Source organism: Marichromatium sp. AB31 (genome assembly GCF_003718685.1).
Lineage (GTDB): Bacteria > Pseudomonadota > Gammaproteobacteria > Chromatiales > Chromatiaceae > Marichromatium > Marichromatium gracile.
Genome location: NZ_RHFI01000012.1, coordinates 31,162 through 55,831, shown reverse-complemented (window position 1 = coordinate 55,831; position 24,670 = coordinate 31,162). Strand labels below are relative to the sequence as shown.

The 24,670-nt window shown below is 67.6% G+C and carries 21 protein-coding genes and 2 pseudogenes; 21 read left to right on the top strand and 2 right to left on the bottom strand.

From position 1 onward, the window contains the following. Window positions 1–192: 192 nt before the first annotated feature. The 12 genes and pseudogenes from flgB to flgL all read left to right on the top strand — a co-directional run bounded on the left by flgB (window position 193) and on the right by flgL (window position 12,243). Window positions 193–597: a flagellar basal body rod protein FlgB gene (gene flgB, locus EBL84_RS10605; RefSeq protein WP_123140783.1), complete on the top strand. Its 405-nt coding sequence runs from the start codon at window positions 193–195 to the stop codon at window positions 595–597. A gap of 3 nt (window positions 598–600) precedes the next feature. Beyond that, window positions 601–1,020 carry a flagellar basal body rod protein FlgC gene (flgC, locus tag EBL84_RS10600; RefSeq protein WP_123140782.1) on the top strand — a complete coding sequence of 140 codons (420 nt, stop codon included), beginning with the start codon at window positions 601–603 and terminating at the stop codon, window positions 1,018–1,020. A gap of 10 nt (window positions 1,021–1,030) precedes the next feature. Then, the gene (locus EBL84_RS10595; RefSeq protein WP_123140781.1) at window positions 1,031–1,711 is read left to right on the top strand and encodes a flagellar hook assembly protein FlgD; all 681 of its coding nucleotides are present in this window, start codon (window positions 1,031–1,033) and stop codon (window positions 1,709–1,711) included. Window positions 1,712–1,787: 76 nt separating this feature from the next. Beyond that, window positions 1,788–2,588, top strand: a pseudogene (locus EBL84_RS17330) (flagellar hook-basal body complex protein); the annotation flags it as partial. A 294-nt stretch (window positions 2,589–2,882) separates the two neighbouring features. Beyond that, window positions 2,883–3,647 (top strand): annotated as a pseudogene (locus tag EBL84_RS17325) (flagellar hook protein FlgE); the annotation flags it as partial. 23 nt (window positions 3,648–3,670) lie between these two features. After that, window positions 3,671–4,411: a flagellar basal body rod protein FlgF gene (locus EBL84_RS10585; protein WP_123140779.1), complete on the top strand. Its 741-nt coding sequence runs from the start codon at window positions 3,671–3,673 to the stop codon at window positions 4,409–4,411. A gap of 30 nt (window positions 4,412–4,441) precedes the next feature. Beyond that, a complete protein-coding gene (gene flgG / locus EBL84_RS10580) occupies window positions 4,442–5,233 on the top strand; it encodes a flagellar basal-body rod protein FlgG (RefSeq protein WP_123140778.1) in 792 nt (263 codons plus the stop codon). Window positions 5,234–5,253: 20 nt separating this feature from the next. Continuing rightward, window positions 5,254–5,946, top strand: coding sequence for a flagellar basal body L-ring protein FlgH (gene flgH / locus EBL84_RS10575; RefSeq protein ID WP_123140777.1), 693 nt, complete (start codon window positions 5,254–5,256; stop codon window positions 5,944–5,946). Between the two features lie 22 nt (window positions 5,947–5,968). Next, the gene (locus EBL84_RS10570) at window positions 5,969–7,111 is read left to right on the top strand and encodes a flagellar basal body P-ring protein FlgI (protein WP_123140776.1); all 1,143 of its coding nucleotides are present in this window, start codon (window positions 5,969–5,971) and stop codon (window positions 7,109–7,111) included. 2 nt (window positions 7,112–7,113) lie between these two features. Next, window positions 7,114–8,169 (top strand): flagellar assembly peptidoglycan hydrolase FlgJ, encoded by a 1,056-nt coding sequence (gene flgJ / locus EBL84_RS10565; RefSeq protein ID WP_123140775.1) that lies wholly within the window; start codon window positions 7,114–7,116, stop codon window positions 8,167–8,169. A 98-nt stretch (window positions 8,170–8,267) separates the two neighbouring features. Next, the gene (flgK, locus tag EBL84_RS10560) at window positions 8,268–10,970 is read left to right on the top strand and encodes a flagellar hook-associated protein FlgK (protein WP_223806995.1); all 2,703 of its coding nucleotides are present in this window, start codon (window positions 8,268–8,270) and stop codon (window positions 10,968–10,970) included. 22 nt (window positions 10,971–10,992) lie between these two features. Then, a complete protein-coding gene (gene flgL, locus EBL84_RS10555; RefSeq protein ID WP_123140774.1) occupies window positions 10,993–12,243 on the top strand; it encodes a flagellar hook-associated protein FlgL in 1,251 nt (416 codons plus the stop codon). Here the strand turns inward: flgL and EBL84_RS10550 are convergent. Then, window positions 12,240–12,635 (bottom strand): flagellar protein FliT, encoded by a 396-nt coding sequence (locus tag EBL84_RS10550; protein WP_123140773.1) that lies wholly within the window; start codon window positions 12,633–12,635, stop codon window positions 12,240–12,242. The two genes, flgL and EBL84_RS10550, sit on opposite strands and share 4 nt — an antisense overlap. A gap of 194 nt (window positions 12,636–12,829) precedes the next feature. Here EBL84_RS10550 and EBL84_RS10545 point away from each other — a divergent pair, with 194 nt between their 5' ends. Continuing rightward, on the top strand, window positions 12,830–14,029 hold the full coding sequence (locus EBL84_RS10545; RefSeq protein WP_190287936.1) for an FkbM family methyltransferase: 1,200 nt from the start codon (window positions 12,830–12,832) through the stop codon (window positions 14,027–14,029). 22 nt (window positions 14,030–14,051) lie between these two features. Continuing rightward, window positions 14,052–14,741 carry a hypothetical protein gene (locus tag EBL84_RS10540; RefSeq protein WP_123140771.1) on the top strand — a complete coding sequence of 230 codons (690 nt, stop codon included), beginning with the start codon at window positions 14,052–14,054 and terminating at the stop codon, window positions 14,739–14,741. A 3-nt stretch (window positions 14,742–14,744) separates the two neighbouring features. Here EBL84_RS10540 and queG read toward each other — a convergent pair whose 3' ends face one another. Continuing rightward, window positions 14,745–15,830: a tRNA epoxyqueuosine(34) reductase QueG gene (queG, locus tag EBL84_RS10535; protein WP_123140770.1), complete on the bottom strand. Its 1,086-nt coding sequence runs from the start codon at window positions 15,828–15,830 to the stop codon at window positions 14,745–14,747. Window positions 15,831–15,914: 84 nt separating this feature from the next. On the opposite strand from queG, the gene EBL84_RS10530 reads away from it, so the two are divergent. The 7 genes from EBL84_RS10530 to hflX all read left to right on the top strand — a co-directional run bounded on the left by EBL84_RS10530 (window position 15,915) and on the right by hflX (window position 24,597). Next, window positions 15,915–17,420, top strand: coding sequence for an NAD(P)H-hydrate dehydratase (locus EBL84_RS10530; RefSeq protein ID WP_123140769.1), 1,506 nt, complete (start codon window positions 15,915–15,917; stop codon window positions 17,418–17,420). Then, window positions 17,413–17,871 carry a tRNA (adenosine(37)-N6)-threonylcarbamoyltransferase complex ATPase subunit type 1 TsaE gene (tsaE, locus tag EBL84_RS10525; RefSeq protein WP_123140768.1) on the top strand — a complete coding sequence of 153 codons (459 nt, stop codon included), beginning with the start codon at window positions 17,413–17,415 and terminating at the stop codon, window positions 17,869–17,871. Before EBL84_RS10530 ends, tsaE begins: the two co-directional genes overlap by 8 nt. A gap of 224 nt (window positions 17,872–18,095) precedes the next feature. Beyond that, window positions 18,096–19,418, top strand: a complete 1,323-nt coding sequence (locus tag EBL84_RS10520; RefSeq protein ID WP_123140767.1) for an N-acetylmuramoyl-L-alanine amidase — start codon at window positions 18,096–18,098, stop codon at window positions 19,416–19,418. A gap of 372 nt (window positions 19,419–19,790) precedes the next feature. Further along, window positions 19,791–21,761 (top strand): DNA mismatch repair endonuclease MutL, encoded by a 1,971-nt coding sequence (gene mutL / locus EBL84_RS10510; RefSeq protein ID WP_123140765.1) that lies wholly within the window; start codon window positions 19,791–19,793, stop codon window positions 21,759–21,761. A gap of 27 nt (window positions 21,762–21,788) precedes the next feature. Further along, the gene (gene miaA, locus EBL84_RS10505; RefSeq protein WP_123140764.1) at window positions 21,789–22,757 is read left to right on the top strand and encodes a tRNA (adenosine(37)-N6)-dimethylallyltransferase MiaA; all 969 of its coding nucleotides are present in this window, start codon (window positions 21,789–21,791) and stop codon (window positions 22,755–22,757) included. Window positions 22,758–23,017: 260 nt separating this feature from the next. After that, window positions 23,018–23,278 (top strand): RNA chaperone Hfq, encoded by a 261-nt coding sequence (gene hfq / locus EBL84_RS10500; RefSeq protein WP_005223727.1) that lies wholly within the window; start codon window positions 23,018–23,020, stop codon window positions 23,276–23,278. A 32-nt stretch (window positions 23,279–23,310) separates the two neighbouring features. Continuing rightward, window positions 23,311–24,597, top strand: a complete 1,287-nt coding sequence (gene hflX, locus EBL84_RS10495) for a ribosome rescue GTPase HflX (RefSeq protein WP_123140763.1) — start codon at window positions 23,311–23,313, stop codon at window positions 24,595–24,597. Window positions 24,598–24,670: the final 73 nt, after the last annotated feature.

Below are 24,670 nucleotides of genomic sequence, written 5' to 3'. Positions count from 1 at the left end.
CCAGCCTCCAGCCTCCAGCCTCCAGCCTCCAGCCTCCAGCCTCCAGCCTCCAGCCTCCAGCCTCCAGCCTCCAGCCTCCAGCCTCCAGCCTCCAGCCTCCAGCCTCCAGCCTCCAGCCTCCAGCCTCCAGCCTCCAGGTTGGCCTAATGTTTGCATTGTCTTCGGCAAGTCAATGCCACAGGCGTGTTCCACATGAGTCTTTCACTCGACAAGGCACTGGGGATCCAGCCCGCGGCGGTACGGGTGCGGGCACAGCGTCTGGAGCTGCTGGCCTCGAACCTCGCCAACGCGGACACCCCGAACTACAAGGCACAGGACATCGATTTCAGGTCTGCGCTCGCCACCCAGGTCGAGCGTGACGATCTGTTGCCACTGGAGCAGACCCGGCAGGGCCATCTGCCGCTGCCGCGCGCGGATCTGGACTCGGCGATGGCGCCGCTCTATCGCATCCCGTCGCAGCCGTCGCTCGATGGCAACACCGTCGACCCGCAGTTCGAGCGCGCCGCCTTCGCCGAGAACGCCATGCAGTTCCAGAGCAGCCTCGAGTTCCTCAATCGTCGGGTTTCCGGCATCCGCTCCGCACTACGCAAGGAGTAAGGCATGAGCACCCTATTCAGTGTCTTCAATACCTCGGCCTCGGCGCTGACCGCGCAGTCGGTGCGACTGAATACCGTCGCTTCAAACCTGGCCAACGCCAATACCGCGGCGAGCTCGCCGGAGGAGACCTACAAGTCGAAGCAGGTGCTGTTCCAGACCCTGCTCGATCGCAGCGACCCCACGGGCGCGGCCCGCCCGGTGCGGGTGGCCGATATCGTCGACTCTACCGCCGAGCCGATCCCGACCTTCGAGCCCAACCACCCGCAGGCCAATGAGGAGGGCTATGTGTTCCGCCCGGCGATCAGCGTCGTCGAGGAGATGGCCAACATGATGTCGGCCTCGCGCAGCTACGAGGCCAACGTCGAGGTGATGAACACCTCGCGCCAGCTGTTGCAGCGCACCCTGCGCATCGGTCAGAGCTAGGAGCCTCGCCATGAGTGAAATCAATACCGACGTGCTCACTGGGCTGGGGCTCAGCAGTTACGAGGGCACCAAGAAGGAACCGATCGACAACTCGCTCGGCCAGGAGGACTTCCTCAAGCTGATGACCACCCAGCTGTCCAACCAGGACCCGCTCAACCCGATGGAGAACGGCGAGTTCATCGGCGAGCTGGCGCAGTTCTCCACCGTCACCGGCATCGAGGAGCTGACCGTCGCCTTCGAGTCGTTGGCGCAGTCGTTCAGCCAATGGCAGACCCTGCAGGGCGCGTCCCTGGTCGGTCGCGATGTACTGGTGCCGGTCGAGGACTTCGAGTTCCAGTCGGGGGAGACGGTGGCGGGAGCGATCAGTCTGCCGAGCTCCGGGACTGGCGTTACGGTCGACGTCTACAACGATGCGGGACAGGTGGTGCGCTCGATGGATCTCGGTACCCAGGCATCGGGCTTGCATGACTTCACCTGGGACGGCTTGACGAACGACGGAACGGAGGCGCCCAGCGGCACCTACGAGTTCAAGTCCAGGGCGCTGCTCGGCGAGAGCACCGAGGCGCTCTACACCCTGGTCAGTGGCGAGGTCAGCAGCGTCGCCCTGGGCGGGGAGGACAGTGGCCTGGTGCTCCAGGTGCAGGGGCTCGGCAACGTCGACTTCAACAGTGTGTTCCGCATCGGCAGTTGACGCGCGCATGGATGCGGCGCGCCGGTAGACCCTGGGACGTCATCGCAGATATCAGCTCTAGTTCAGGAGACGCATCATGCCTTTTCGCATCGGACTCAGTGGTCTGAACGCCGCCTCGGCCGACCTCGAGGTCACGGGTAACAACATCGCCAACGCCGGCACCGTCGGCTTCAAGGAGTCGCGCGCCGAGTTCGCCGACGTCTTCGCCAACTCCTACGGCGACATCACCAAGACCGCCATCGGCTCGGGCGTGCGTCTGGAGGCGGTGACCCAGCAGTTCAGCCAGGGCAACATCGATTTCACCGACAACGCGCTCGATCTCGCGATCAACGGTGAGGGCTTCTTCGTGCTCAACGACAACGGCGAGCAGCTCTACACCCGCGCCGGGGCCTTCCAGGTCAACCGCGACGGCTTCGTCGTCAACAGCGCCGGCCAGCGTCTGCAGGTGTTCCCGCCGGTCGAGAAGAACAGCCCCGACCCCGGTTTCAGCACCGGTCAGTTGAGCGACCTCCAGCTCGACTTCGGTGACAATCCGCCGCGTCCGACCTCGGAGATCGACATGTCGATCAACCTCAGCTCGGAGGCCGAGCAGATCGTCGACGAGGAGGCGGGGGTGATCAATGTGACGGCCGACCCCGCCAACACCGGCGCGGTGACCGAGTCGCGGGTCTATGTGGTCGATTCGAGCAACCCGAACTACCTCAACCCGTTCACCCTCACCTACGACGCGACCAACGATGAGTACACCTATGATGACGGCACCGGTACCCAGGTCCCGGTCGCGGCAGAGAACGTCGTGGTCAATGGCGACAAGACCACGATCACCGTCAATGGCTGGGCGATGGAGCTGTACGGCACACCCGCCGATGGCGATCAGTTCTCGACCGCGCCCGAGGCGACGGCCACCGTGGGGAGCGCCAACACCAGCGCCGTGACTGTAAGCGGTCTGGCGGTACTCGACTCCTCGGACCCCGATATCCTCGATCCGGCGACCCTGGTCTATCAGGGGGCGAACGCGGCTGGTGACGAGCAGTATCTGCTCAACGGCAAGCTGGTGCTGGCCACGGTGAGCGGTGGCCAGCACGTCATCTCCGAGAACGGCTGGGAGCTGACGCTGTCTGCCCAACCCGATGTCGGCGACGAGTTCAGCGTGGCCTTCGAGCCCGGGGCCCCGGTGAAGTTCGACCAGACCGATCCGGAGACCTATCAGTACTCCACCGCGCTGACCCTCTATGACTCGCTCGGCGCGCCGCGCACCGCGACCATGTACTTCGTCAAGACGGAGAACACCCTGGAGTGGGAGGCCTATGTCGATCTCTCCGGGTCGAACCTGTCGCCGCCGCAGCCGCAAGGCCCGGTGAAGCTCACCTTCGACTCCAACGGCGTGATGACCAGTCCGACCACGGCGACCGACTTCACCTTCGATCTCGCCAACTACGACCCGGTCAATGGCGGTCTGCTCGGTGAGATCGACCCGGTCACGGGCGAGGCCACCGGGGTGGTCTCGATCGACTTCTCCGACATCACCCAGTTCGGCCCCGACTACTCGGTCGACGATCTCAACCAGGACGGCTTCACCACCGGGCGTCTGGTCGGTTTCGACGTCGACCAATCGGGTGTGGTGTTCGCCCGCTACACCAATGGTCAGGCGGCGGCGCTGGGACAGGTGGCGCTGGCCAACTTCACCAACCCGCAGGGCCTGCTGCAGCTCGGTGACAACAACTGGGCGGAGTCCTATGCCGCCGGCGACGTGGTCTACGGCGAGGCCGGCACCAGTAGTCTGGGGCTGGTGCAGTCGGGCGGGCTCGAGGCCTCCAACGTCGATCTCGCCGAGGAGCTGGTCAACCTGATCATCGCGCAGCGCAACTATCAGGCCAACGCGCAGACCATCTCCACGGCCGACGCCATCACCCAGACCATCATCAACATCCGCTGAGTCGCGGATCACGGGGCTGAGTCATGGATCGTTTTCTGTACATCGCGATGTCCGGGGCCAAGGAGAATCTCTACGCCCAGAGCATCAACAACCACAACCTGGCCAACGCCGACACCCACGGCTTCCGCCAGGCGCTGGCAGACGCCTACACCGCGCCGGTGCGCGGGCCGGTGTATCCGTCGCGCGACTATGTACAGGTCGGCAACGAGGCCATCGACTTCACCCCGGGGCCGCTGCAGAGCACCGGGCGCGATCTCGATGTCGCCGTCCGCGGCGAGGGCTTCATCGCCGTGCAGGCCGCCGACGGGGGCGAGGCCTATACCCGCGCCGGCAACCTGCACGTCGACAGCGTCGGTATCCTGCGTACCGAGCGCGGGTTGCCGGTGCTCGGTGACGGCGGGCCGATCGCGGTGCCACCCTTCGAGTCGATCCTGATCGGCACCGACGGCACCATCACCGTGCGCCCGCAGGGCGCCGCCCCGAACACCCTGGCCGCGGTCGAGCGCATCCGCCTGGTCAAGCCCGATACCGACAACCTGATGCGGACCGACGATGGCCTGATTCGTGCAAAGGATGGTCAACCGGTGCCGCCGGATGCCGGTGTCCAGGTGGTCACCGGGATGCTCGAGGGCAGCAACGTCAATACTGTGGCGGCCCTCACCCGGCTGATGGAGCTTTCCCGGCACTTCGAGATGCAGGTCAAGATGATGGATACCGCAGACAGTCTCGAACAGACCAGCAATCAGTTGCTGGGGATCAGTTAACCGCGTTCGCGCCAGTACAGGAGTCGCACCATGAATCGTGCCCTCTGGGTCGCCAAGACCGGACTCGACGCGCAGCAAACGCGTATGTCGGTCGTCTCCAACAATCTTGCCAACGTCAACACCACCGGCTTCAAGAAGGGGCGGGCGGTGTTCGAGGACCTGCTCTACCAGACCGTGCGCCAGCCCGGTGCCCAGGCCACCCAGGAGGCACAGCTGCCCTCGGGTCTGACCCTGGGGACCGGCGTGCGCACCGTGGCCACCGAGAAGCTGTTCAACCAGGGCAACCTGATCCAGACCGAGAACGCCCTCGACATGGCCATCGAGGGGCGGGGCTTCTTCCAGATCCTGCTGCCCAGCGGCGAGATCGGCTATACCCGCGACGGCTCCTTCCAGCTCAACGCCGACGGCGAGGTGGTGATGTCCAACGGCTATCCGCTGCAGCCGGGGCTGGTGGTCCCCGAGGACACCCAGTCGCTGACCATCGGCAAGGACGGCACCGTCACCGCCCAGTTGCCCAACCAGCCCGAAGGGGTCCAGCTGGGGATCGTCCAGTTGGCCGACTTCATCAACCCCGCCGGGCTGCAGCCGATGGGCGAGAACCTGTTTCTCGAGACCGGGGCCTCGGGTGCGGCGCAGCAGTCCAATCCCGGGCTCAACGGCATCGGCACCGTGATCCAGGGCTCGCTCGAGAGCAGCAATGTCAACATCGCCGAGGAACTGGTCAACATGATCGAGACCCAGCGCGCCTACGAGGTCAACTCCAAGGCCGTCTCCGCCGCCGATCAGATGCTGCAGTTCGTCAACAACAACCTGGCCCGCTGAGGGCCGGGACGAGGCACCGCATGAACACCCGCCCACTGATGACATTGGCACTGATCTCCTCCGCACTCTCCGGGTGTGCCAGCCTCGATCCGCCGCGCCCCGGCGACTCGCCCGAGTACCAGACGGTGGCCCCGGCCACGGCCGCTGCCAGCGCATTCAACACCGGCTCGATCTTCCAGCAGGGTCGTGCCAAGACCCTGTTCGAGGACTACAAGGCGCGGCGGGTCGGCGATATCCTCACCGTCGAGCTCGCCGAGAGCACCAATGCCCAGAAGACCGCCGAGACCTCGACCTCCAAGGATTCGGGTTACTCGATGGATCTCGGCAGCGTCAGCATCGCCGGTCGTCCGGTGACCGCCGGCGGTGCCTCGCTGTTCGCCGCTGAGTCGAACGCCGGACGCACCTTCGACGGTGCCGGCGACTCCAAGCAGAGCAACCAGCTCACCGGCAGCATCACCGTGACCGTGGCCCAGGTGCTGCCCAACGGCAATCTGGTGGTGCAGGGCGAGAAGTGGCTGGGGATCAACCAGGGTCAGGAGTACGTCCGGCTGCGCGGCATCGTGCGCCCGGTCGATATCAGCGCCACCAATACGGTGCAGTCGACCCAGGTCGCCAATGCCCAGATCTACTACGGCGGCACCGGCGCGCTGGCCGACAGCAATGGCCCGGGATGGCTTACCCGGATCGCCAACAGCCCGCTGTTCCCCTTCTGATGGCGCGGGCAAGAGGTTCGACATGAACGATCGCAGTCTCGCCCTTGTGTTTTCGCTGCTGCTCGGTGTGTTCGCGCCGTTTGCACTGGCGGGCAACACCTATGCACCGGATGATGCCCGGGTGGCGCGGGTCAAGGATCTCGCCACCATCTCCGGGGTGCGCGACAACCAGCTGCTCGGCTATGGCCTGGTGGTCGGGCTCGACGGCACCGGCGACCAGACCACCCAGACCCCCTTCACCATCCAGACCATGAAGAACATGCTCGGCCAGCTCGGCATCACCGTGCCGGCCGACGTCAATCCCCAGCTCAAGAACGTCGCCGCGGTGATGGTGACCGCCGATCTTCAACCCTTCGCCAAGCCGGGGCAGCGCATCGACATCACCGTCTCGTCGATGGGTAATGCCAAGAGCCTGCGTGGTGGCACCTTGCTGATGACCCCGCTCAAGGGCGCCGATGGCGAGATCTATGCCATCGCTCAGGGCAACCTGATCGTCGGCGGTTTCGGCGTCGAGGGCGCCGACGGCAGCCGGGTCACCGTCAATGTCCCGAGCGTCGGACGCATCCCCCGGGGGGCGACGGTCGAGCGCGAGGTGCCGAGCGCCTTCGCCCAGGGCGGGCTGATGGTGATGAACCTGCACCGTCCCGACTTCACCACCGCCAGCCGCCTCGCCGAGGCGGTCAATCGCACCTTCGGCAACGACGTCGCCCAGCCGATGGACGCCTCTTCGGTACAGATCCATGCCCCGATCGACCCGGGTCGCCGGGTCGACTTCGTCGCCACCCTGGAGAACCTGGAGGTGGAGACCGGGGAGCCGGCCGCCCGGGTGGTGATCAACTCACGTACCGGCACCGTGGTCATCGGCTCCGGGGTACAGGTCTATCCGGCCGCCGTCTCGCACGGCAGCCTCACCGTGACCATCAGCGAGGACGCCCTGGTCTCGCAGCCGCAGCCGCTCGGCGGCGGTCAGACCGCGGTGGTGCCCGATACCGGCATCGACGTGACCGAGGAGAACAACCGCATGTTCCTGTTCGCCCCGGGGACCTCGCTCGACGAGATCGTGCGCGCGGTCAACAACGTCGGCGCCGCGCCCGGCGATCTGGTGTCGATCCTCGAGGCGCTGCGCGAGGCCGGCGCGCTGCGCGCCGAGCTGGTGGTGATCTAGTCATGCTGCCGCTCGACTCCACCTCCGCACTCACCGCCCGGGCGGGACTCGGCAACCGTCTGGCCGCCGATCCGGCGAGCCTGAAGTCGCTCGGTGCCGTGGTGCGGCGTAACGATGCCGCCGCGCTCGATACCGCCGCGCGCGCCTTCGAGTCGTTGCTGGTCGGGCAGATGCTCAAGCAGATGCGCACCGCCTCGCTCGGCGAGGGCATCCTCGACTCGCAGCACAGCCGCATGTACCAGGAGATGCACGATCAACAGATCGCGGCGAACCTGAGCGATGGGCGGGGGTTGGGCATCCGTCAGGCGCTGCTGCGCCAGCTCTCGCCGTCCGGGCCGGCGGTGAGCGCCGAGAGCGGCGCCGAGCGCACCCTCGCCGTCCCCGAACGCACCCCCTGGTTGCGGCGGCTGCATCCGGCGGAGAGCTCGACGGACGCGGCACCGACCGCCCGGAGCGAGGAGGCCGCGTCGGGTGCGACCTCGACGGGCATCGCCCGCGCCGGGGAGGGGCGCTGGCCGCCGCGCAACCCGCAGGAGTTCCTCGACTATCTCGCCCCGCACGCCGAGCAGGCCGCCGCGCGACTGGGTGTCGATCCACATGTGCTGCTCGCACAGTCGGCGCTGGAGACCGGCTGGGGGAAGCACGTGCCGCGTCATGCCGATGGCAGCAGCAGCTTCAACCTCTTCGGCATCAAGGCCAATCGCGCCTGGCAGGGCGAGCGCGTCTCGGTCGGCACGCTCGAGTATCGTGACGGCGTGGCCCGGCGCGAGCAGGCGCGCTTTCGTGCCTACCCGAGTCCCGCCGGTTCATTCGAGGACTATGTCGATTTCCTCCAGCGCAATCCTCGTTATGGTGATGCGCTGGCCCATGCCGACTCGCCGCGCGATTTCGTGCGTGGGTTGCAGCGCGCCGGCTATGCCACCGATCCGCGCTATGCTGAGAAGATCCTCGGCATCCATGCCAAGCTGCGACGGATGAGCGCCGAACAGGCCACGGAAGCGCCTGCCGCGCCTCAAGTTTCCACGGCGCCGGCCGATAAGACTCGAGTGCGAGGGTAGATGATGCGAGGTGTTCAGCAACAGGGTCCAGTGGAGTGGTCGATCGTGGTTGACGGCGGCCAGGCATCCATCAACCGGCAGATCCACGGGAGACGGGTATGAGTATTCTGGGGACGGGGGTATCGGGGCTGCTGGCCTTCCAGCGCGCGCTCTCCACCACCGGGCACAACATCGCCAATGCCGCCACCGAGGGCTATACCCGCCAGCGCGTCGACTTCAGTACGCGTACGCCGCAGTTCACCGGTGGGTATTACGTCGGTCAGGGCGTCACCGCCGACGGTATCCGTCGCATCCAGGACGATCTGGTCGACGCCCGGCTGCGCACCAGTCTCTCGGACAACGGCTATGGCTCGGTGCGCGCCGAGTATGCCGAGCGGGTCGACAGCCTGCTCGCCGATGCCACCACCGGCATGGCGCCGGTGCTGGAGAACTATTTCGCCGCCGTCCAGGATGTCGCCGACGACCCGACCGCGATCGCCGCGCGCACCGCACTGATCGGCGAGGCCGAGTCGCTCTCCGAGCGCTTCTCTCGCGTCAACGGCGAGATCGAGGAGCAGCGCGGCCTGCTCAACGGCGAGATCCGTTCGAGCGTCGACGAGATCAACCAGCTCACCGCGGCGATCGCCGAGCTCAACACCCAGATCGTCACCGGCGATTCGCGCGGCAGCCAGCCCAACGACCTGCTCGACCAGCGCGATCTGCTGCTCAACCAGCTCGCCGAGAAGGTCGATCTCAACACCACGGTGCAGGACGACGGCTCGGTCAACGTCTTCGTCGGCAACGGTCAGGCGCTGGTCACCGGCGGGAACGCGGCCGAGCTGGTCGCGCGCTCCTTCTCCGGTGACGGCAACATCGATGTCGGACTCAAGACCTCCGGGGGCGATCAGCCGGTCGACATCTCGCGCTTTGTGACCGGCGGAGAGCTCGGCGCCATGCTCGAGACGCGTACCGGGATCCTCGACGAGGCGCAGAACACCCTGGGGTTCATCGCCCTCAACCTGGGCGCCGCCTTCAACCAGCAGCACACCCTCGGTGTCGACCGTGACGGCAACCTTGGCGGCGAACTCTTTGCCATCCCCGAGCCCGATGTCTATCCGACGCCCGGCAATGCCGCCAGTGGCCAGCTCGAGGTCACCCTCGAGGACGTCGGCGAGCTGACGCAGAACGACTACCGGCTGCGCTTCACCGGCAGCGCCTACCGTCTCGAGACCCTCCCCGATGGCACCGATGTGCCGCTGACGCCCGATCCCGACGACCCGGATGTCCTCACCGGTGGTGGATTACGTATCGATACCGGGGATCTCTCCGGCGCCGCCTCGCGCGATCAGTGGCTGATCCAGCCGACGCGGGGCGCGGCCGATTCGCTGGAGGTGCTGATCAGCGATCCGGAGAAGATCGCCGCCGCCGGCGCCATGGTCGCCGATGCCGGCGATCTCAATGCCAGCGCGGTGCAGATTGCCTCGGTCGTCGCCGTCGACGGCGACGACCCACGGCTGCTCAACAGCGCCGTGGTCGGCTACAACGGCTATGGTTATACCCTCGATGGTGTCGAGCTGCCGCCGAGCGCGGTCAACGTCGACGAGCAGGGCTTCACCACCATCAGCGCCAATGGCTGGGCGCTGACCCTCGATGGCACGCCCGAGGTCGGTGACGAGTTCTCCGTCGCCGGCAACGGCGGGGTGGATATTGTCCTCGGCCAGGATAACCTGCGCCCGGATGTCGTCAGCCGCAGTGTCATCGACACCACCGACCCCGATCTGCTCGACGAGGTGGTGATCGAGTTCGACGGCACCGACTACACCCTCGACGGCGTTGCCCTGACACCACCGGACCTCACCACGCTGCCCTCGGGCAACATCCAGATCACCGCCAACGGCTGGCAGCTCGAGCTGCAGAACGCCTGGATCGCCGGTGATCGCTTCACCGTCGGTGGCGGCGGCACCTTGGCGGTGACGCCGGACGCCGGTAACACCGGCACGGCGGCGGTGCTCGAGAGCCGTGTCACCGATCCCGAGGCCGATTTCTCGACCGCCTCGACCCTGGCCTTCAACGGTACCAACTACGTCCTCGACGGCACCGTGCTGCCGAATTCCGCGGTTGAGGTGGCGCCGGACGGCAACACCACCACGATCACCGCCAATGGCTGGGCGCTGACCCTCGACTCGCAGCCCGCTGCGGGTGACCAGTTTGACATCGGCGGGCTTGCCGAGATCGCCGTCTATCCCGATCCGGCCAATGGTGTCAGCGCCGCCGAGGTGCGGGTGACCGACAGCGAGCACCCGCGTTTTGCCGACACCGTCGAGCTGAGCTACGACGCCGCCACCTTCCAGTACAGTCTCGATGGCGTGCCGCTGCCGACCTCGGCGGTGAGCGGGAGCGCCGATGGCCGGGTGACCATCGCCGCCAATGGTTGGGAGGTCACGCTCGAGCGCGCGCCCAATGACGGCGAGGTCTTCGAGATCTCCGGCAATGTCCAGCGCGAGGGCGACAACCGCAACATGCTCGAGCTGACCCGGCTCCAGGACGCGCGCATCCTCGAGGGCGACGAGAGCATCCAGAACGGCTACAACAGCCTGATCTCCGAGGTCGGCACCCAGACCCGTCAGGCACAGATCGTGCGTGATGCCAGTGCCACCCAGCTCGAATCGGCCCAGGCCCAGCGTGAGTCGATCTCTGGGGTGAACCTCGACGAGGAAGCGGCCAATCTGTTGCGCTACCAGCAGGCCTATCAGGCCTCGGCGCAGGTGATCGCCACGACCAGCACCCTGTTCGACACCCTGATCAACGCGGTCAGGCGTTAAGCCCCGCGGAGGCGAGCCCAGCATGCGTATCTCCACCCAACAGGCCTTCCAGAGCGGCGTCACGGCGATGCAGCGGGCGCAGTCCGAGCTCAGCCACACCCAACTGCAGCTGTCCACCGGTCGGCGCATCCTCACCCCTGCCGACGACCCCGCGGGGGCGACCCAGGCCGGTCAGCTCAATGCCGCGATCCGCGCCAACGAGCAATATCAGCGTAACGCCGACTATGCCCAGCCGCGTCTTGAGCAGGAGGAGGCGAGCATCATCGCCATGGAGAACCTGCTGCAACGCGCCCGCGAGCTGGTGCTCGCCGGCAACAACGATACCCAGAACGACCAGACCCGTAGCTATCTCGCCAGCGAGATCCATCAGCTGCGCGATGATCTCATCGACATCGCCAACACCAGAGACGCCAACGACGAATACCTGTTCGCCGGGACCCGCTCGTTCGTCCAGCCCTTCAACAAGGAGGCCGACGGCTCGGTCGGTTATGTCGGCGCCCAGGGGGCTGGCGCGGTACGCGAGGTCGAACTCTCGTCGACCAGCACCATCACCGTCGGTGACAGTGGCGACGTCCTCTTCATGGATCTGCCCGAGCGCAGCGGCCTGGTACTCGAGGCGCAGCAGCCGCTTGGCAATACCGGCTCGCTGGTGGTCGAGGAGACGCGGATCAGGGATCGTGAGGACTTCGATGCCACCGCCGGTGAGCGCTTCGAGATCCGCTTCGCCGAGAATGCCGGGACCATGGAATATTCCGTGGTCGACGACCTCGGTAATGTCGTGCTCGACAAGAGCGGCACGCCGATCCAGGGCGTTGCCTACAACAGCGGCGATGCGATCGAGTTCGCCGGGCGCAGCGTGACCCTGACCGGCGCGCCGGCCGATGGCGATACCGTGGTCTCGCGCCCGGCCGAGCACCGTGACATCTTCGCCACCCTCGACGAGATCGCCACCGCGCTGGAGACCCCGGTGAGCGATCCCGAGGTCCGCGCCCGGCTCTCCGAGTCGGTCGAGATCGCACTCGGCAATATCGACTCGGGTCTCGATCGGCTCAGCGATGTCAGGAGCACGGTCGGCTCCCGGCTACAGACGCTCGACACCCAGACCGAACTCAATGCCGAGCGCGAACTCAATCTCGAGAGCACCCTCTCCGACATCCAGGACGTCGACTATGCCGAGGCGATCAGCCGCTTCAGACTGCAAGAAGTGGTCCTTCAGGCCGCGCAGCAGACCTATGTGCAGGTCAATCGGCTGTCGCTGTTCGACTTCCTCTAGGAGGTCTTGGATCCGCCTTGATCCTGTCCGGGATTGCCATAGGCCTTGCGCATCCGCTGCGCGGTATGCGCCGACCCCGGGTTGTCCTGCGGTTCGGTCTGGCGCTCGCCGTCCTCGGCCGCACGCAGTCGCTGCAGCTTGCGCAGCACCTTCGTCCGTTCGTTGATGGCACGCGTCTCGGCGTGGCCCTCTTGTTCGAGAATGTGCCGCAGGCGCTGACGCTCGCTTGCGCTCCATGTCTCGGGTTTGAGGTCCGTGCCGAGTCGCTGGATCAGTGCCCGGCGTCGCTTCTGCAGCGTCTCGACCAGCGCCCAGTCGGCGCCCGTCGCCGCCCCCACCAGCTGTTCGGTGGCCTGCTCGAGTTCGGTGATCAGATCGGTGTGCATGGTCATGGTCGAGGCCTCTCGTCGCTTGCTCTCGGGGTGCTCGATCCCTGTTCGGACTGTGCCACCCGGGGACGTCCCGGGCAAGCATCAGTGGCACTTTAGGCGGTTCGCCGATCGGTGCTAGGATGCTCATTCAATCACGGGGGCGCCGGGTCTTCGCCCGCACCCGATCCGCCAACGTCAATCTCGGAGCAACGATCGTGACAGACTCCCAACGACTGCTCGAGCAGGCCATCGAACATCAGCGCGGTGGACGGGCCGAGGCCGCCGAGTGGCTGTATCGTGCAGTGCTGGCGCTCGATGTGGATCATGCCGAGGCCAATCACAACCTCGGCATCATCGAGATCGAGCGCGGCGATCTCGATGCCGGGCTCGACCATGTGCGTCATGCACTCGATCAGGCCCCGGAGATCGGTGGTTACTGGTTGACCCTGGTTGAGGGTCTGCTGCTCGCCGGGCGTGCCGCCGAGGCCGCCGAGGTGATGGAGCGCGCGCGCGGACTCGGGCTCGACTCCCCCGAGGCGGATGCGCTCGCCCAGCGCATCACCGAGGCGATGGCGGCGACCCCGGCCTCGACTGCGGCGCCGCTGCCTTCGGAGCCGACCATGCCGGCGTCATCGGCTGGCAATGACTCACTGTTGCTGACCATGGATGACGGTGTGCGCATCCATGTCCCCAATGATATCGACGCGTTGCCCACCTATCTGCTGCTCGAGCGCGAGGACTGGCCGGAACCCGAGCTGGCGCTGGTGCGTCGTCTGGTGGAGCCCGACGATCTGGTGCTCGATCTGGGCGCGGGTCTCGGTGTCTATACCCTCGCCATGGCCCATGCCATGGGGCAGGGCAACGGTCGGGTGCTGGCGCTCGAGCCGGTTACCGAAGCCGCGGCGCTGCTGGCGCGCAGCCTTGCCGAGAATGCGCTGGAGACACGTGTCGTGCTTCAGCAACGGGCGATCGGAGACGGGGCCGGCGAGGTCGGTATCCGGGTGCGTCGGGCGGCGCGCCCGCACGACCTCGGCGATTCCTTCGAGACGCGAACGGTCGGGGCACTGACCCTGGACGAGCTCTTGGCCGATGCGGCCTGGCCCGCAGGCGCGAGTCCGTCGCTGGTGCGTCTTGATCTCGCCGCCGAGCATCTGCCCGCTGTGTTGCGGGCGGGGGAGCGGTTTTTTGCCGCACACGACCCGCTGCTGATGTTCCGGGTCGCTCCGGATTGCGACCTGGGTGCGTTGCGCCAGGCGGTCGAGACGCTCGGTTACGCGCTGTACCGCCAGGTCGATGCACTGAGCGCCCTGGCCCCCTGTGGTACGGCGGAGACGCTCGATGCGCGCCGTCGTAACCTCTTTGCCTGTGCGCCGGCGCGAGCCGAGCGGCTGCGGGCGCGCGGCCTGATGGTGTGAACCGGCTCAACTGGAGATCGCGATGACCGAGAGCGCATGGTATATCCGGCTGGGCGCCTATCCCTATGCCCAGCCCTTTCTGATCGACTGGCAGATCGCCGACCACGGTCGCGATCCCTTCTGGTCGCGCTTCGAGGAGGCGCTCGAGCGCTATCTCGACAGCCACGACTCGGCTCGGCCGGTGGCCGAGCGCTATCAGGCGCTGACCGAGGCGATGGCGCGTTTCGTCCAGCTCAGGGCCGAGGGGGATGGTCATCTCGCCACCCGCATGGTGCTGATCCGTATCCTCTTCGATCTCGGTGAGCGTCAGCGTGCCGGCGGTGAGGTCGCAGGTCTGCTGCAGGGCATGACCTGGCTCACCGAGCCGATCCCGGACGACCTGCAGATCCATGTCAACCGCCCGCTGGTCGCACCGATGCCGAGCTTCGACCAGCGTCCGGTGAAGGGCGATCTGGGACTCTGGTTGCAGGCCGCGTTGATCGAGACGCTGGAGTGCACCAAGGCCGACTCGTCCTACTTCCACAACGATCTGCAGCTGTTCAAGCTGCTGCTGGCCAACCCCAACCACAGCCTGGAGATGGAGCGTCGACAGCGCCTGCTCGCCACCCGGCTGGGGATCGCGCTCGGTTCGCCCGAGGTGCCGGCGGCCGACCGCGACCTCCGCCCCGAGCGCAACAGCGAGGTGTGGTCGCTGCTGCGCGCCCCGACCTGAGCGTCACCATCCGTCACGCGCGCCGTGCTCGCGCTGGCGCGCCAGCGCCCAGTCGATATGCTCGCGAACCATGGGGTCTGGATGGTCCCGCCAGCGTATGAGTGCAGTGAGCGCCGCCGGCGACGGATCGGCATTGCCGAGTGCAACGGCGAGGTTGCGCAGCCAGCGACCATGACCGATGCGTCTGATCGCAGACCCCGAGGTCCGTTCGAGAAAGGTCGGCTCGTCCCAGCCGATCAGGGTGATCAGGGTGGCGCGATCGAGTCCCTGGCGAGGCAGGAAGTCGGTCTCGGCGGTGGCGCGGGCGAAACGATTCCAGGGGCAGACCTGCTGGCAGTCGTCACAGCCGTAGATGCGGTTGCCGAGTGCGGGGCGCAGCGCCAGCGGGATCGGGCCTGGGTGCTCGATGGTGAGGTAGGAGATGCAGCGCCGGGCGTCGAGCCGATAGGGCGCGATGATCGCTGCGGTGGGACAGACCTCGAGACAGGCCGAGCAGTGACCGCAGTGTGAGCGCAGCGGTGTATCGAGCGGGAGCGGCAGGTCGGTGAACAGTTCGCCGAGAAAGAACCAGGAGCCGGCGCGCGGGTTGATCAGGTTGGTGTGCTTGCCGATCCAGCCCAGTCCGGCCTGCTCGGCGAGCGGCTTCTCCATCACCGGCGCCGAGTCGACGAAGGCGCGATAGCCGAAGGGGCCGATCGTCTCGGTGATCTGGTCGGCGAGGCGCTGCAGGCGACGACGGATCAGCTTGTGATAGTCGCGCCCGAGTGCATAGCGCGAGACGAAGGCGCGTGCCGGGTCGCTGAGCGTCGCCGGGTCCTCGTGTGGTTCGGGATGGTAGTCCATGCGCACCGAGACGATGCGCAGTGTCCCCGGCACCAGCTCGGCGGGACGGGCGCGCCGGCGGCCATGGCGGGCCATGTAGTCCATCTTGCCGTGATGGCCGGCGTCGAGCCAGTCGAGCAGACGCTGCTCGGCGCGCTGCAGTCCGGTATCGGTGATGCCGACCTGCTGAAAGCCGAGCGCCATCCCCCAGCCCTTGATCCGGGTCGCCAGCTCGAGCGCCTCGTGCGGATCGAGCGCGCGCGTCATCGTCTGCTCCGGTACTCGCCTGTCTCGTCCATTCACCCTAGAATCGGGGTCGCCACGCCGATCCCAATCCATCTCCAGACCGTCATGAACCAGCCATCGCTGCCGCACGCACTCTACCGCGCCGATCAGGCCCGCGCGCTCGACCGCGCCGCCTGTCTCCAGCCCGACCTGAGCGGTCGTGAGCTGATGGAGCGCGCCGCACGCGCGGCGCAGCGACTGGTGGCCGCGCGCTGGCCGCAGGCGCGCCGGGTCTGCGTGCTCGTTGGCGGCGGCAACAACGGGGGTGACGGCTATGCGCTGGCGCGGCTGTTGCGCCGGGCCGGGCGCGAGGTTCGGGTGTTGAGCCTGGTCGCGCCGGAGCGGCTGCGGCATGAGGCCGCCGAGGCCTGCCGTGACTGGCGGGCGGTCGGCGGGGCGATCGAGCCCTGGCGCGGTGGCCTTCCCGAGGACGCCGAGCTGCTGGTCGATGCCCTGCTCGGCATCGGGCTCGAGCGTCCGTTGCGCGAGCACTGGGCCGAGGCGGTGCGTGCGCTCAATGCCCACCCGGCCCCGGTTCTCGCGCTCGATCTCCCCACCGGGTTGCATGCCGACCGGGGCGCCGTGCTCGGCGAGGTGGTGCGGGCCAGCGCGACCATCAGCTTCATCGTGCTCAAGCAGGGGCTGCTGACCGGGGCCGGCCCCGGCTGCTGTGGCCGGCTCCACTGGGACTCGCTCGGGGTGCCGGAGACCCTGCTGGTGGCCGAGCCGGCCAGTGCGCAGCGCATCGACTGGGCCAGCCAGCGCGCCTGTCTGGGCACGCGACGGCGCGATGCGCACAAGGGGCAGTGCGGTCATGTGCTGGTGATCGGTGGCGCCCCGGGGATGTCCGGCGCGGCACGTCTTGCCGGCGAGGCGGCGCTGCGTGCCGGTGCCGGGCTGGTGACGGTCGCCACCCATCCGGCACATGCCGCGCTGCTCAATCTCACCCGCCCGGAGCTGATGGTGCGTGGGGTCGAGCACGACGCCGATCTCGAGCCACTGCTCGCACGTGCCGATCTGGTGGCCATCGGTCCCGGGCTCGGGCGGGAGGCGTGGGGGCGCGGGCTGTGGCGGCGGGTGCGCGAGTGCCGGTTGCCGCTGGTGGTCGATGCCGACGCGCTCAACCTGCTCGCCGAGCAGCCGCTGCGGCGCGATGACTGGGTGCTGACGCCGCATCCGGGCGAGGCGGGGCGGTTGCTCGGCTGTGGGACCGCCGCGCTCGAGGCGGATCGTTTCGCCGCGCTCGCGGCCTTGCGTCAAAAGTATGGCGGTGCCTTGGTGCTCAAGGGTGCCGGCAGTCTGGTCGCCGACGCGGACGAGACACCGCCGGCGGTCTGCAGCGACGGTAATCCGGGGATGGCGACCGCCGGTGCCGGAGACGTGCTCACCGGGGTCATCGCTGCGCTGATCGGGCAGGGGATGGATGTCGGGGGCGCCGCGCGTGTCGGGGTCTGTCTGCATGCCGCCGCCGGTGACCGGGCAGCGCGCGCGGGTGAGCGGGGAATGATCGCCGGGGACATCATCGAGGCGGTGCGCGCCCTGGCCGACGGGAGAGAGAACCATCATGCATGAGATCCATATCGCCGGTGAGGCGGCCCAGCTGGCGCTCGGTGCACGGCTGGCCGAGCGGATGCGAGCGCCCTTCGTGCTCTATCTGCAGGGCGACCTCGGCTGCGGCAAGACCACCCTGACCCGGGGGCTGCTGCGTGCGCTCGGTCACCAGGGTGCGGTGCGCAGTCCGACCTATACCCTGATCGAGCCCTATGTACTCGCCACCACCCAGCTCTACCATCTCGACCTCTATCGCCTGGCCGATCCCGAGGAGCTGGAGTATCTCGGTCTGCGCGATCTGCTCGAGACCCCGGCGATCTGGGTGGTCGAGTGGCCGCAATGCGGTGCCGGCGCGTTGCCGCCGCCGGATCTGCAGCTCCAGCTCGAGCATCGCGCCGATGGGCGCAGCCTGCGCCCGGTGGCGACCACCGAGGCGGGTCTGACGCTGGCCCGAGCGCTCTATGAGCGCTGAGTCCCGGTCGCGCAAATCCTTGTTGTATAAGCGATACATTTCGTTCCGAAGAAATTCAGAAAGCGAGGCTAATCCCAGGTTTTTTCTTGGAATACTCCCGCTAAAGCTGCTATCTTAAAAACAACGAACCGTCAATCCCCTGGGGCGGGTCATCTCCACTGCATGGCCGTGCCGTCCCCGAGAACATCGGTCGTCGGCGACCCCGGCGACCCCGAGGCTGCGACGTGAAACGGGTTTTCACTCTCCTGCTCTGCTCCCTCCTGGCCCTGCCCGCACTTGCCGCGCAGGTCACGGTCGAGGGCGCGCGCGTCGGTGTCGAGGACGGTCGCACCCGGGTGGTACTCGATACCCGAGCTGCGCTCACCCACAAGATCTTTACCCTCGAGGGTCCGGACCGGGTCGTCGTCGACCTCAGCGACGCCCGGCTGTCCGGCACGCTGCCGCGGCCACGTGGCAATGATCCGGCGCTGGTCGGGCTGCGCAGCGGTATTCGCGACAAGACCGATCTGCGTATCGTCTTCGACCTCAAGTGTCCGGTACGGGTCAAGAGCTTCAGCCTGCCGCCGGATCGCCGTCACGACAAACACCGCCTGGTGATCGATCTGCTGCCGCGGACCGCCAGTGCCGCACCCCATGCCACGGTGGTGGCCAGTCGCACTCGATCGCCTTCACGTCCCGAGGTGCTGATCGCCATCGATGCCGGCCACGGCGGCGCCGATCCCGGTGCCATCGGCAAGCGCGGCACCTACGAGAAGGACGTCACCCTGGCGATCGCCCGCAAGCTCGCCGCGTTGGTCGAGCGCGAGCCGGGGATGCGCCCGCTGATGATCCGCGACGGGGACTACTACGTCCGATTGCGCCAGCGCATCGAGAAGGCGCGCAAGCACAAGGCCGATCTGTTCATCTCCATCCATGCCGACGCCTTCACCAACGATCGCGCCCACGGCTCCTCGGTCTATACCCTGTCGTTCAACGGCGCGAGCAGTGAAGCGGCGCGCTGGCTGGCCAACCGCGAGAACGCCGCCGACCTCATCGGCGGGGTCAACATCGCCGACAGCGACGATCTGCTCGCCAGCGTGCTCATCGACATGACCCAGAACGCGACCATCGAGCACAGCACCGAGGCCGCCGGCGCGGTGCTCTCGCATCTCGGCGAGATCGGGGATCTGCACAAGCGCCGGGTCCAGCGTGCCGGGTTTGCGGTACTCAAGTCGCCGGACATTCCCTCGATGCTGGTCGAGACCGCCTTCATCACCAATGCCGAGGAGGAGCGCCGGTTGCGCGACCCGGCCCATCAAGAGCGGCTGGCACGCGCCATCCTCGCCGGGATCAAGGCCTATTTTCGCAAGTACCCGCCACAGGGTGCGCTGCTGCAGGCGGCCAACGGGCGCTCGACCCCGCGCCGTCACGTCACCCACCAGGGCGATACCCTCTCCGAGATCGCCCAGCGCTATCGTGTCAGTCTCTCCTCGCTGCGTGCCGAGAACGGCCTGACCGACGACACCATCCGCGTCGGTCAGGTGCTTGCCATCCCCGAGGACTCGTGACCTCGCTTGCGACCAGGACGGATTGAGCCGCAAAGGGGAAAAGCCTCCAGCTTTCAGCTATCAGCCGCCAGCGAGGGGAGGGCTTGGCTCGTCGCGCGACCGTTGATTGCAGGCCGACACTGGAGGCTGTTGACTGAAAGCTGGCCGCTTTCTTCGCGTGTTTTCTTTGCGTTTTGGTCATTCGAGTCGGCTTCCAGCGGCCAGCTTCCAGTAGGGAACAGCGCCTGCGCTGGGGTCCTGAACACACAATCCCTTTGCGCCCTTTGTGTCTTTGCGGTTCAATCCCGCTGGCCGCTGGCCGCTGGCCGCTGGCCGCTGGCCGCTGGCCGCTGGCCCTTGCTGTCTGCGCGCCGATCTGGTTCCATCTGCGCGATGGTTTCCCCGATCCGTACCCTCCCGCCCCATCTCGTCAATCAGATCGCCGCCGGCGAGGTCGTCGAACGCCCGGCCTCGATCGCCAAGGAGCTGATCGAGAACAGCCTCGACGCCGGTGCCGAGCGTATCGAGATCGAGGTCGAGCAGGGCGGGGTGAAGCGGTTGCGGGTGCGTGACGACGGTTGCGGCATCCCGCGCGACGAGTTGGGCCTGGCGCTCTCGGCGCATGCCACCAGCAAGATCGCCGCACTCGAGGATCTCGACGGCATCATCACCCTCGGTTTCCGTGGCGAGGCGCTGCCGAGTATTGCCTCGGTCAGCCGGCTGACGCTGACCTCGCGTCCCCGCGAGGCGCCCGGGGACACCCCGGCCTGGAGTATCGGGGTCGGTCCCGATGGTACGCTCGAGTCGCCACAGCCGGCCGCGCACCCGCCCGGGACCTCGGTCGAGGTGCGCGAGTTGTTCTTCAACACCCCGGCGCGGCGCAAGTTCCTGCGCACCGAGCGCACCGAGTTCGGCCACCTCGAGCAGGTGGTGCGACGTATCGCCCTGGCCTGTCCCGAGGTCGGTCTGGTGCTGCGCCACAATGGCCGTCAGGTGTTCGACCTGGCTCCGGCCGGTGGCGAGACGGCACGTGAGCGCGCCCGTCTCGCCCAGCTGCTCGGCCAGTCCTTTGCCGAGCAGGCGCTGACGGTGGAGGCCGAGGCCGTCGGGTTGCGCCTGCACGGTTGGGTGTTGCCACCGGCCTTCTCGCGCAGCCAGGCCGATCAGCAGTACTTCTACGTCAATGGCCGCATGGTGCGCGACAAGCTGGTGGCACACGCGGTGCGCCAGGCCTTCAGCGATGTGCTCCACCATGCCCGTCATCCGGCCTTCGTGCTATTTCTCGAACTGCCGGCGCGTCAGGTCGACGTCAATGTCCATCCGGCCAAGCACGAGGTGCGCTTCCGCGAGAGTCGTCAGGTCCACGACTTCCTGTTCAGCAGTCTGCAGCGCCGGCTCGCCGACGGCGTGCTCGGAGAGCGGACGCCCGAGACCGGGACGATTGCGCCCGCGCCGGCGGTCGCCTCCACGCGCGCGTCGTCGGCCGCGCCGCTCACGCCGGCGCTTGCCACCTCGGGCGGGCAGGCCGGGCGCGTCGGCACAGGCGCGCGAGCCGCTGTCGCTCGTGAGCGGAGTTCCGTCGTCGCCCCGGCGGGCCGGGTCGCCGAGCGTCCGGCGCGCTATCAGGCCGATCTGGCCTTCCAGCACCCGAGGCCAGCGGCACGAGATGGCGGGGGAGAGGAGTCGTCCTCGACAGCGCCCGCCGCCCCGGCCAAGCCGTTGCCCGAGGTCGGCGGGGCGAGGCCCGTGCCTCGCCAGGAAGAGGTCGAGGCGGCCGACGCCCCGCCGCTCGGCTTCGCCCTGGGGCAGGTCAACGGGGTCTTCCTGCTCGCCCAGGCGCGCGACGGGCTGATCGTGGTCGATATCCACGCCGCCCACGAGCGCATCGGCTACGAGCGGCTCAAGCAGGCCTGGGCGCGCGGGCGCATCGTCTCCCAGCCGCTGCTGCTGCCGGTCACCCTCCAGGTCAGTCGCGCCGAGGTCGAGTTGCTGGAGACGCAGCGCGACACCCTTGCCCGGTTGGGGCTGGTGATCGAGCCGCTCGGCGCCGAGACCCTGGTGATCCGCGAGGTCCCGGCGCTGCTGCGTCAGGCCGAGATCGCGCCGCTGGGGCGCGACCTGCTCTCCGATCTCACCGAGCACGGGCGCAGTCGGCGGCTCGATGCGGCGATCGACGCGGTGCTCGCGACCATGGCCTGTCACGGCGCGGTGCGCGCCAACCGGCGGCTCACCATCGAAGAGATGAACGCGTTGCTGCGCGAGATGGAGCAGGTCGAGCGTATCGATCAGTGCAACCATGGCCGTCCCACCTGGGTGAAGATGACCCACGATCAGCTCGACCGACTGTTCGAGCGCGGCCGCTGAGCCGCATCCCCGAGAGGATCCCCTGTCATGACCGAATCGACCGACCCGCGGCCGTGGGCCATCCTGTTGCTCGGCCCGACCGCTGCCGGCAAGACCGATCTCGCCGTCGAGCTGGTGCGTCGGCTGCCGTGCGAGATCATCAGCGTCGACTCGGCGATGGTCTATCGCGGCATGGACATCGGTACCGCCAAGCCCGGTCCCGAGGTGCTCGCCGAGGCCCCGCATCGGCTCATCGACATCCTCGACCCGAGCGAGTCCTATTCGACCGCGCAGTTTCGCGCCGATGCCCTGGCGGCGATGGCCGAGATCAGCGCACGGGGGCGGATCCCCTTGCTGGTCGGTGGAACCATGCTCTATGTGCGCGGTCTGTTGCGCGGTCTGGCCGAGCTGCCGGGGGCCGATGCGGCGGTGCGTGCCGCGCTCGATGCGGAGGCGGCGCGTCTCGGTTGGCAGGCGATGCACGAGCGGCTCGCTGCGGTCGATCCGGTGAGCGCGGCGCAGATCCATCCCAACGACCCGCAGCGCATCCAGCGCGCGCTCGAGGTCCACACCCTCGCCGGGCGCCCGATGAGCGCGCTGATCGCCGAGGCCCGCGCACGTGCCGATCCGCCCTATCGCTGGATGAAGCTGGTGCGCGCGCCAGGCGAGCGCGCGCTGCTGCATCGGCGCATCGAGCAGCGCTTTTGCGACATGCTCGATCAGGGGCTGGTGGCCGAGGTCGAGCGGCTGTGGGCGCGCGGCGACCTGCACCCGGAGCTGCCCTCGATGCGCTGCGTGGGCTATCGCCAGGTGTTGAAATATCTTCACGGCGAGTACGACCGTGATGAGCTGGTGCAGCGCGGTATCTATGCCTCCAGACAGCTCGCCAAGCGTCAGCTCACCTGGCTGCGCGCCGAGCCCGACTGTCATTGGATCGATGATCACCCGGATCCCTGTGGTCAGGCGCTGGCGGCGCTCGCGGCGGCCGGTATCGGTGGCGCGGGCGGCGGCCGATGAGCCGTGGCCGGTGTTGCTGGTCCTTGCCGCGGTGTCGCCAGCGAGGCATGCTCAGTGCGGTCCCCCGCGTTGGGGGCTTGCTCCAAATCAGGTCGGTGTCCGTCACCAGTTCGCAACCCGCTGACGGACGACGCGGTCATGACGACCGTAGAGAGCGGCGGTGATCCGGGATGGGGGGGAAGCGCTGCCCCGGAGCACCTGTCCGGCCACGGTCACATCCGGATGCCGACCGAACAAACGACAACAAGGAGACTCAACACATGGCAAAGGGCCATAGCCTGCAAGACCCCTTCCTGAACACCCTGCGCAAGGAGCGCGTGCCGGTCTCGGTGTTCCTGGTCAACGGTATCAAGCTGCAGGGGCAGATCGAGTCCTTCGATCAGTTCGTCGTGCTGCTCAAGAACAACGTCAGTCAGATGATCTACAAGCATGCGATCTCGACGGTGGTGCCGGCGCGCAACGTCAAGCTGCCGCCGAGCGATGAGTCGCCGAAGGGCGAGGACAAGTCCGACGATGCCTGAGTCGCACGCGCAACGATTGGTGGGGGCGCGGCGTGTTTGAGCGTCCCGATGTCGGTGAGCGGGCGGTGCTGGTACAGATCGATCTCGGCGGCGAGCGGGTCGATGCCGAGCAGCGCGAGGAATTCGCGCTGCTCGCCGAGGCCGCCGGCGCCGAGGTGCTGGCGACCCTGGGGGGGAGTCGTGCCGCGCCCGATCCGCGCTACTTCCTCGGCAGCGGCAAGGCCGAGGAGCTCAAGGATCTGGTCGCCGCCTGCACCGCCGACCTGGTGATCGTCGATCATCCGCTCTCGCCGGCTCAGGAGCGCAACCTCGAGCGCCTGGTACAGTGCCGGGTGCTCGATCGCTCCGGGTTGATCCTCGATATCTTTGCCCAGCGGGCGCGCTCCTTCGAGGGCAAGCTGCAGGTGGAGCTGGCGCAGCTGCGTCACCTCTCGACCCGGCTGGTGCGCGGCTGGACCCATCTCGAGCGCCAGAAGGGCGGTATCGGGCTGCGCGGTCCGGGCGAGACCCAGCTCGAGACCGACCGCCGTCTGCTCGGCAAGCGCGTGGCGATGCTCGAGCGCCGACTCGGCAAGATCGAGGGGCAGCGCGCCCAGGGGCGCAAGGCGCGGGCCAAGGCCGAACTCTCGGTGGTCTCGCTGGTCGGTTATACCAATGCCGGCAAGTCGACGCTGTTCAATCGTCTCACCGAGGCCGGGGTGTTCCAGGCCGATCAGCTGTTCGCCACCCTCGATCCGACGCTGCGTCGATTGGAGTTGCCGACCGGCGAGCGGGCCTTGCTGGCCGATACCGTGGGCTTCGTCAGTGATCTGCCGCATGAGCTGGTGGCGGCCTTTCGCTCGACGCTGGAGGAGGCGCGCAACGCCGCGTTGCTGCTGCACGTGATCGATGCCGCCGCCACGCAGCGCTCGCGACTGATCACCGATGTCGAGCAGGTGCTCGAAGAGATCGGTTGCAGCGAGATTCCGCGCCTGGAGGTGTTCAACAAGATCGATCGGCTCGAGGAGGCCGTGCCGCGTCTCGAGCGCGATGCCGAGGGGGTGCCGGTGCGGGTGTGGATCTCGGCGCGCGAGGGCGAGGGGATCGAGCTGTTGCTGCAGGCGATCGCCGAGCGTGTCGGTGGCCAGCGCGTCGAGCGCCGGGTCCGACTCGAGCCAGCCGATGGGCGGGTGCGGGCGCTGCTCTTCGCTCACGCCCAGATACTCGCCGACACCCCCCTCGAGAGCGGTGGATGGGAGATGAGCTTCAGTATCGCGCGGGCCGATCTCGCGCGGCTGCGGGCACGCGATGTGCGCCTGGCCGCCTGTGTCGAACCCTGAGTTTCATTGGGGGTGGGGCGTTTGCTCCACCCCGCTGCGCCATCTTAGAATGACACCTTCGATTTGGGGCCCG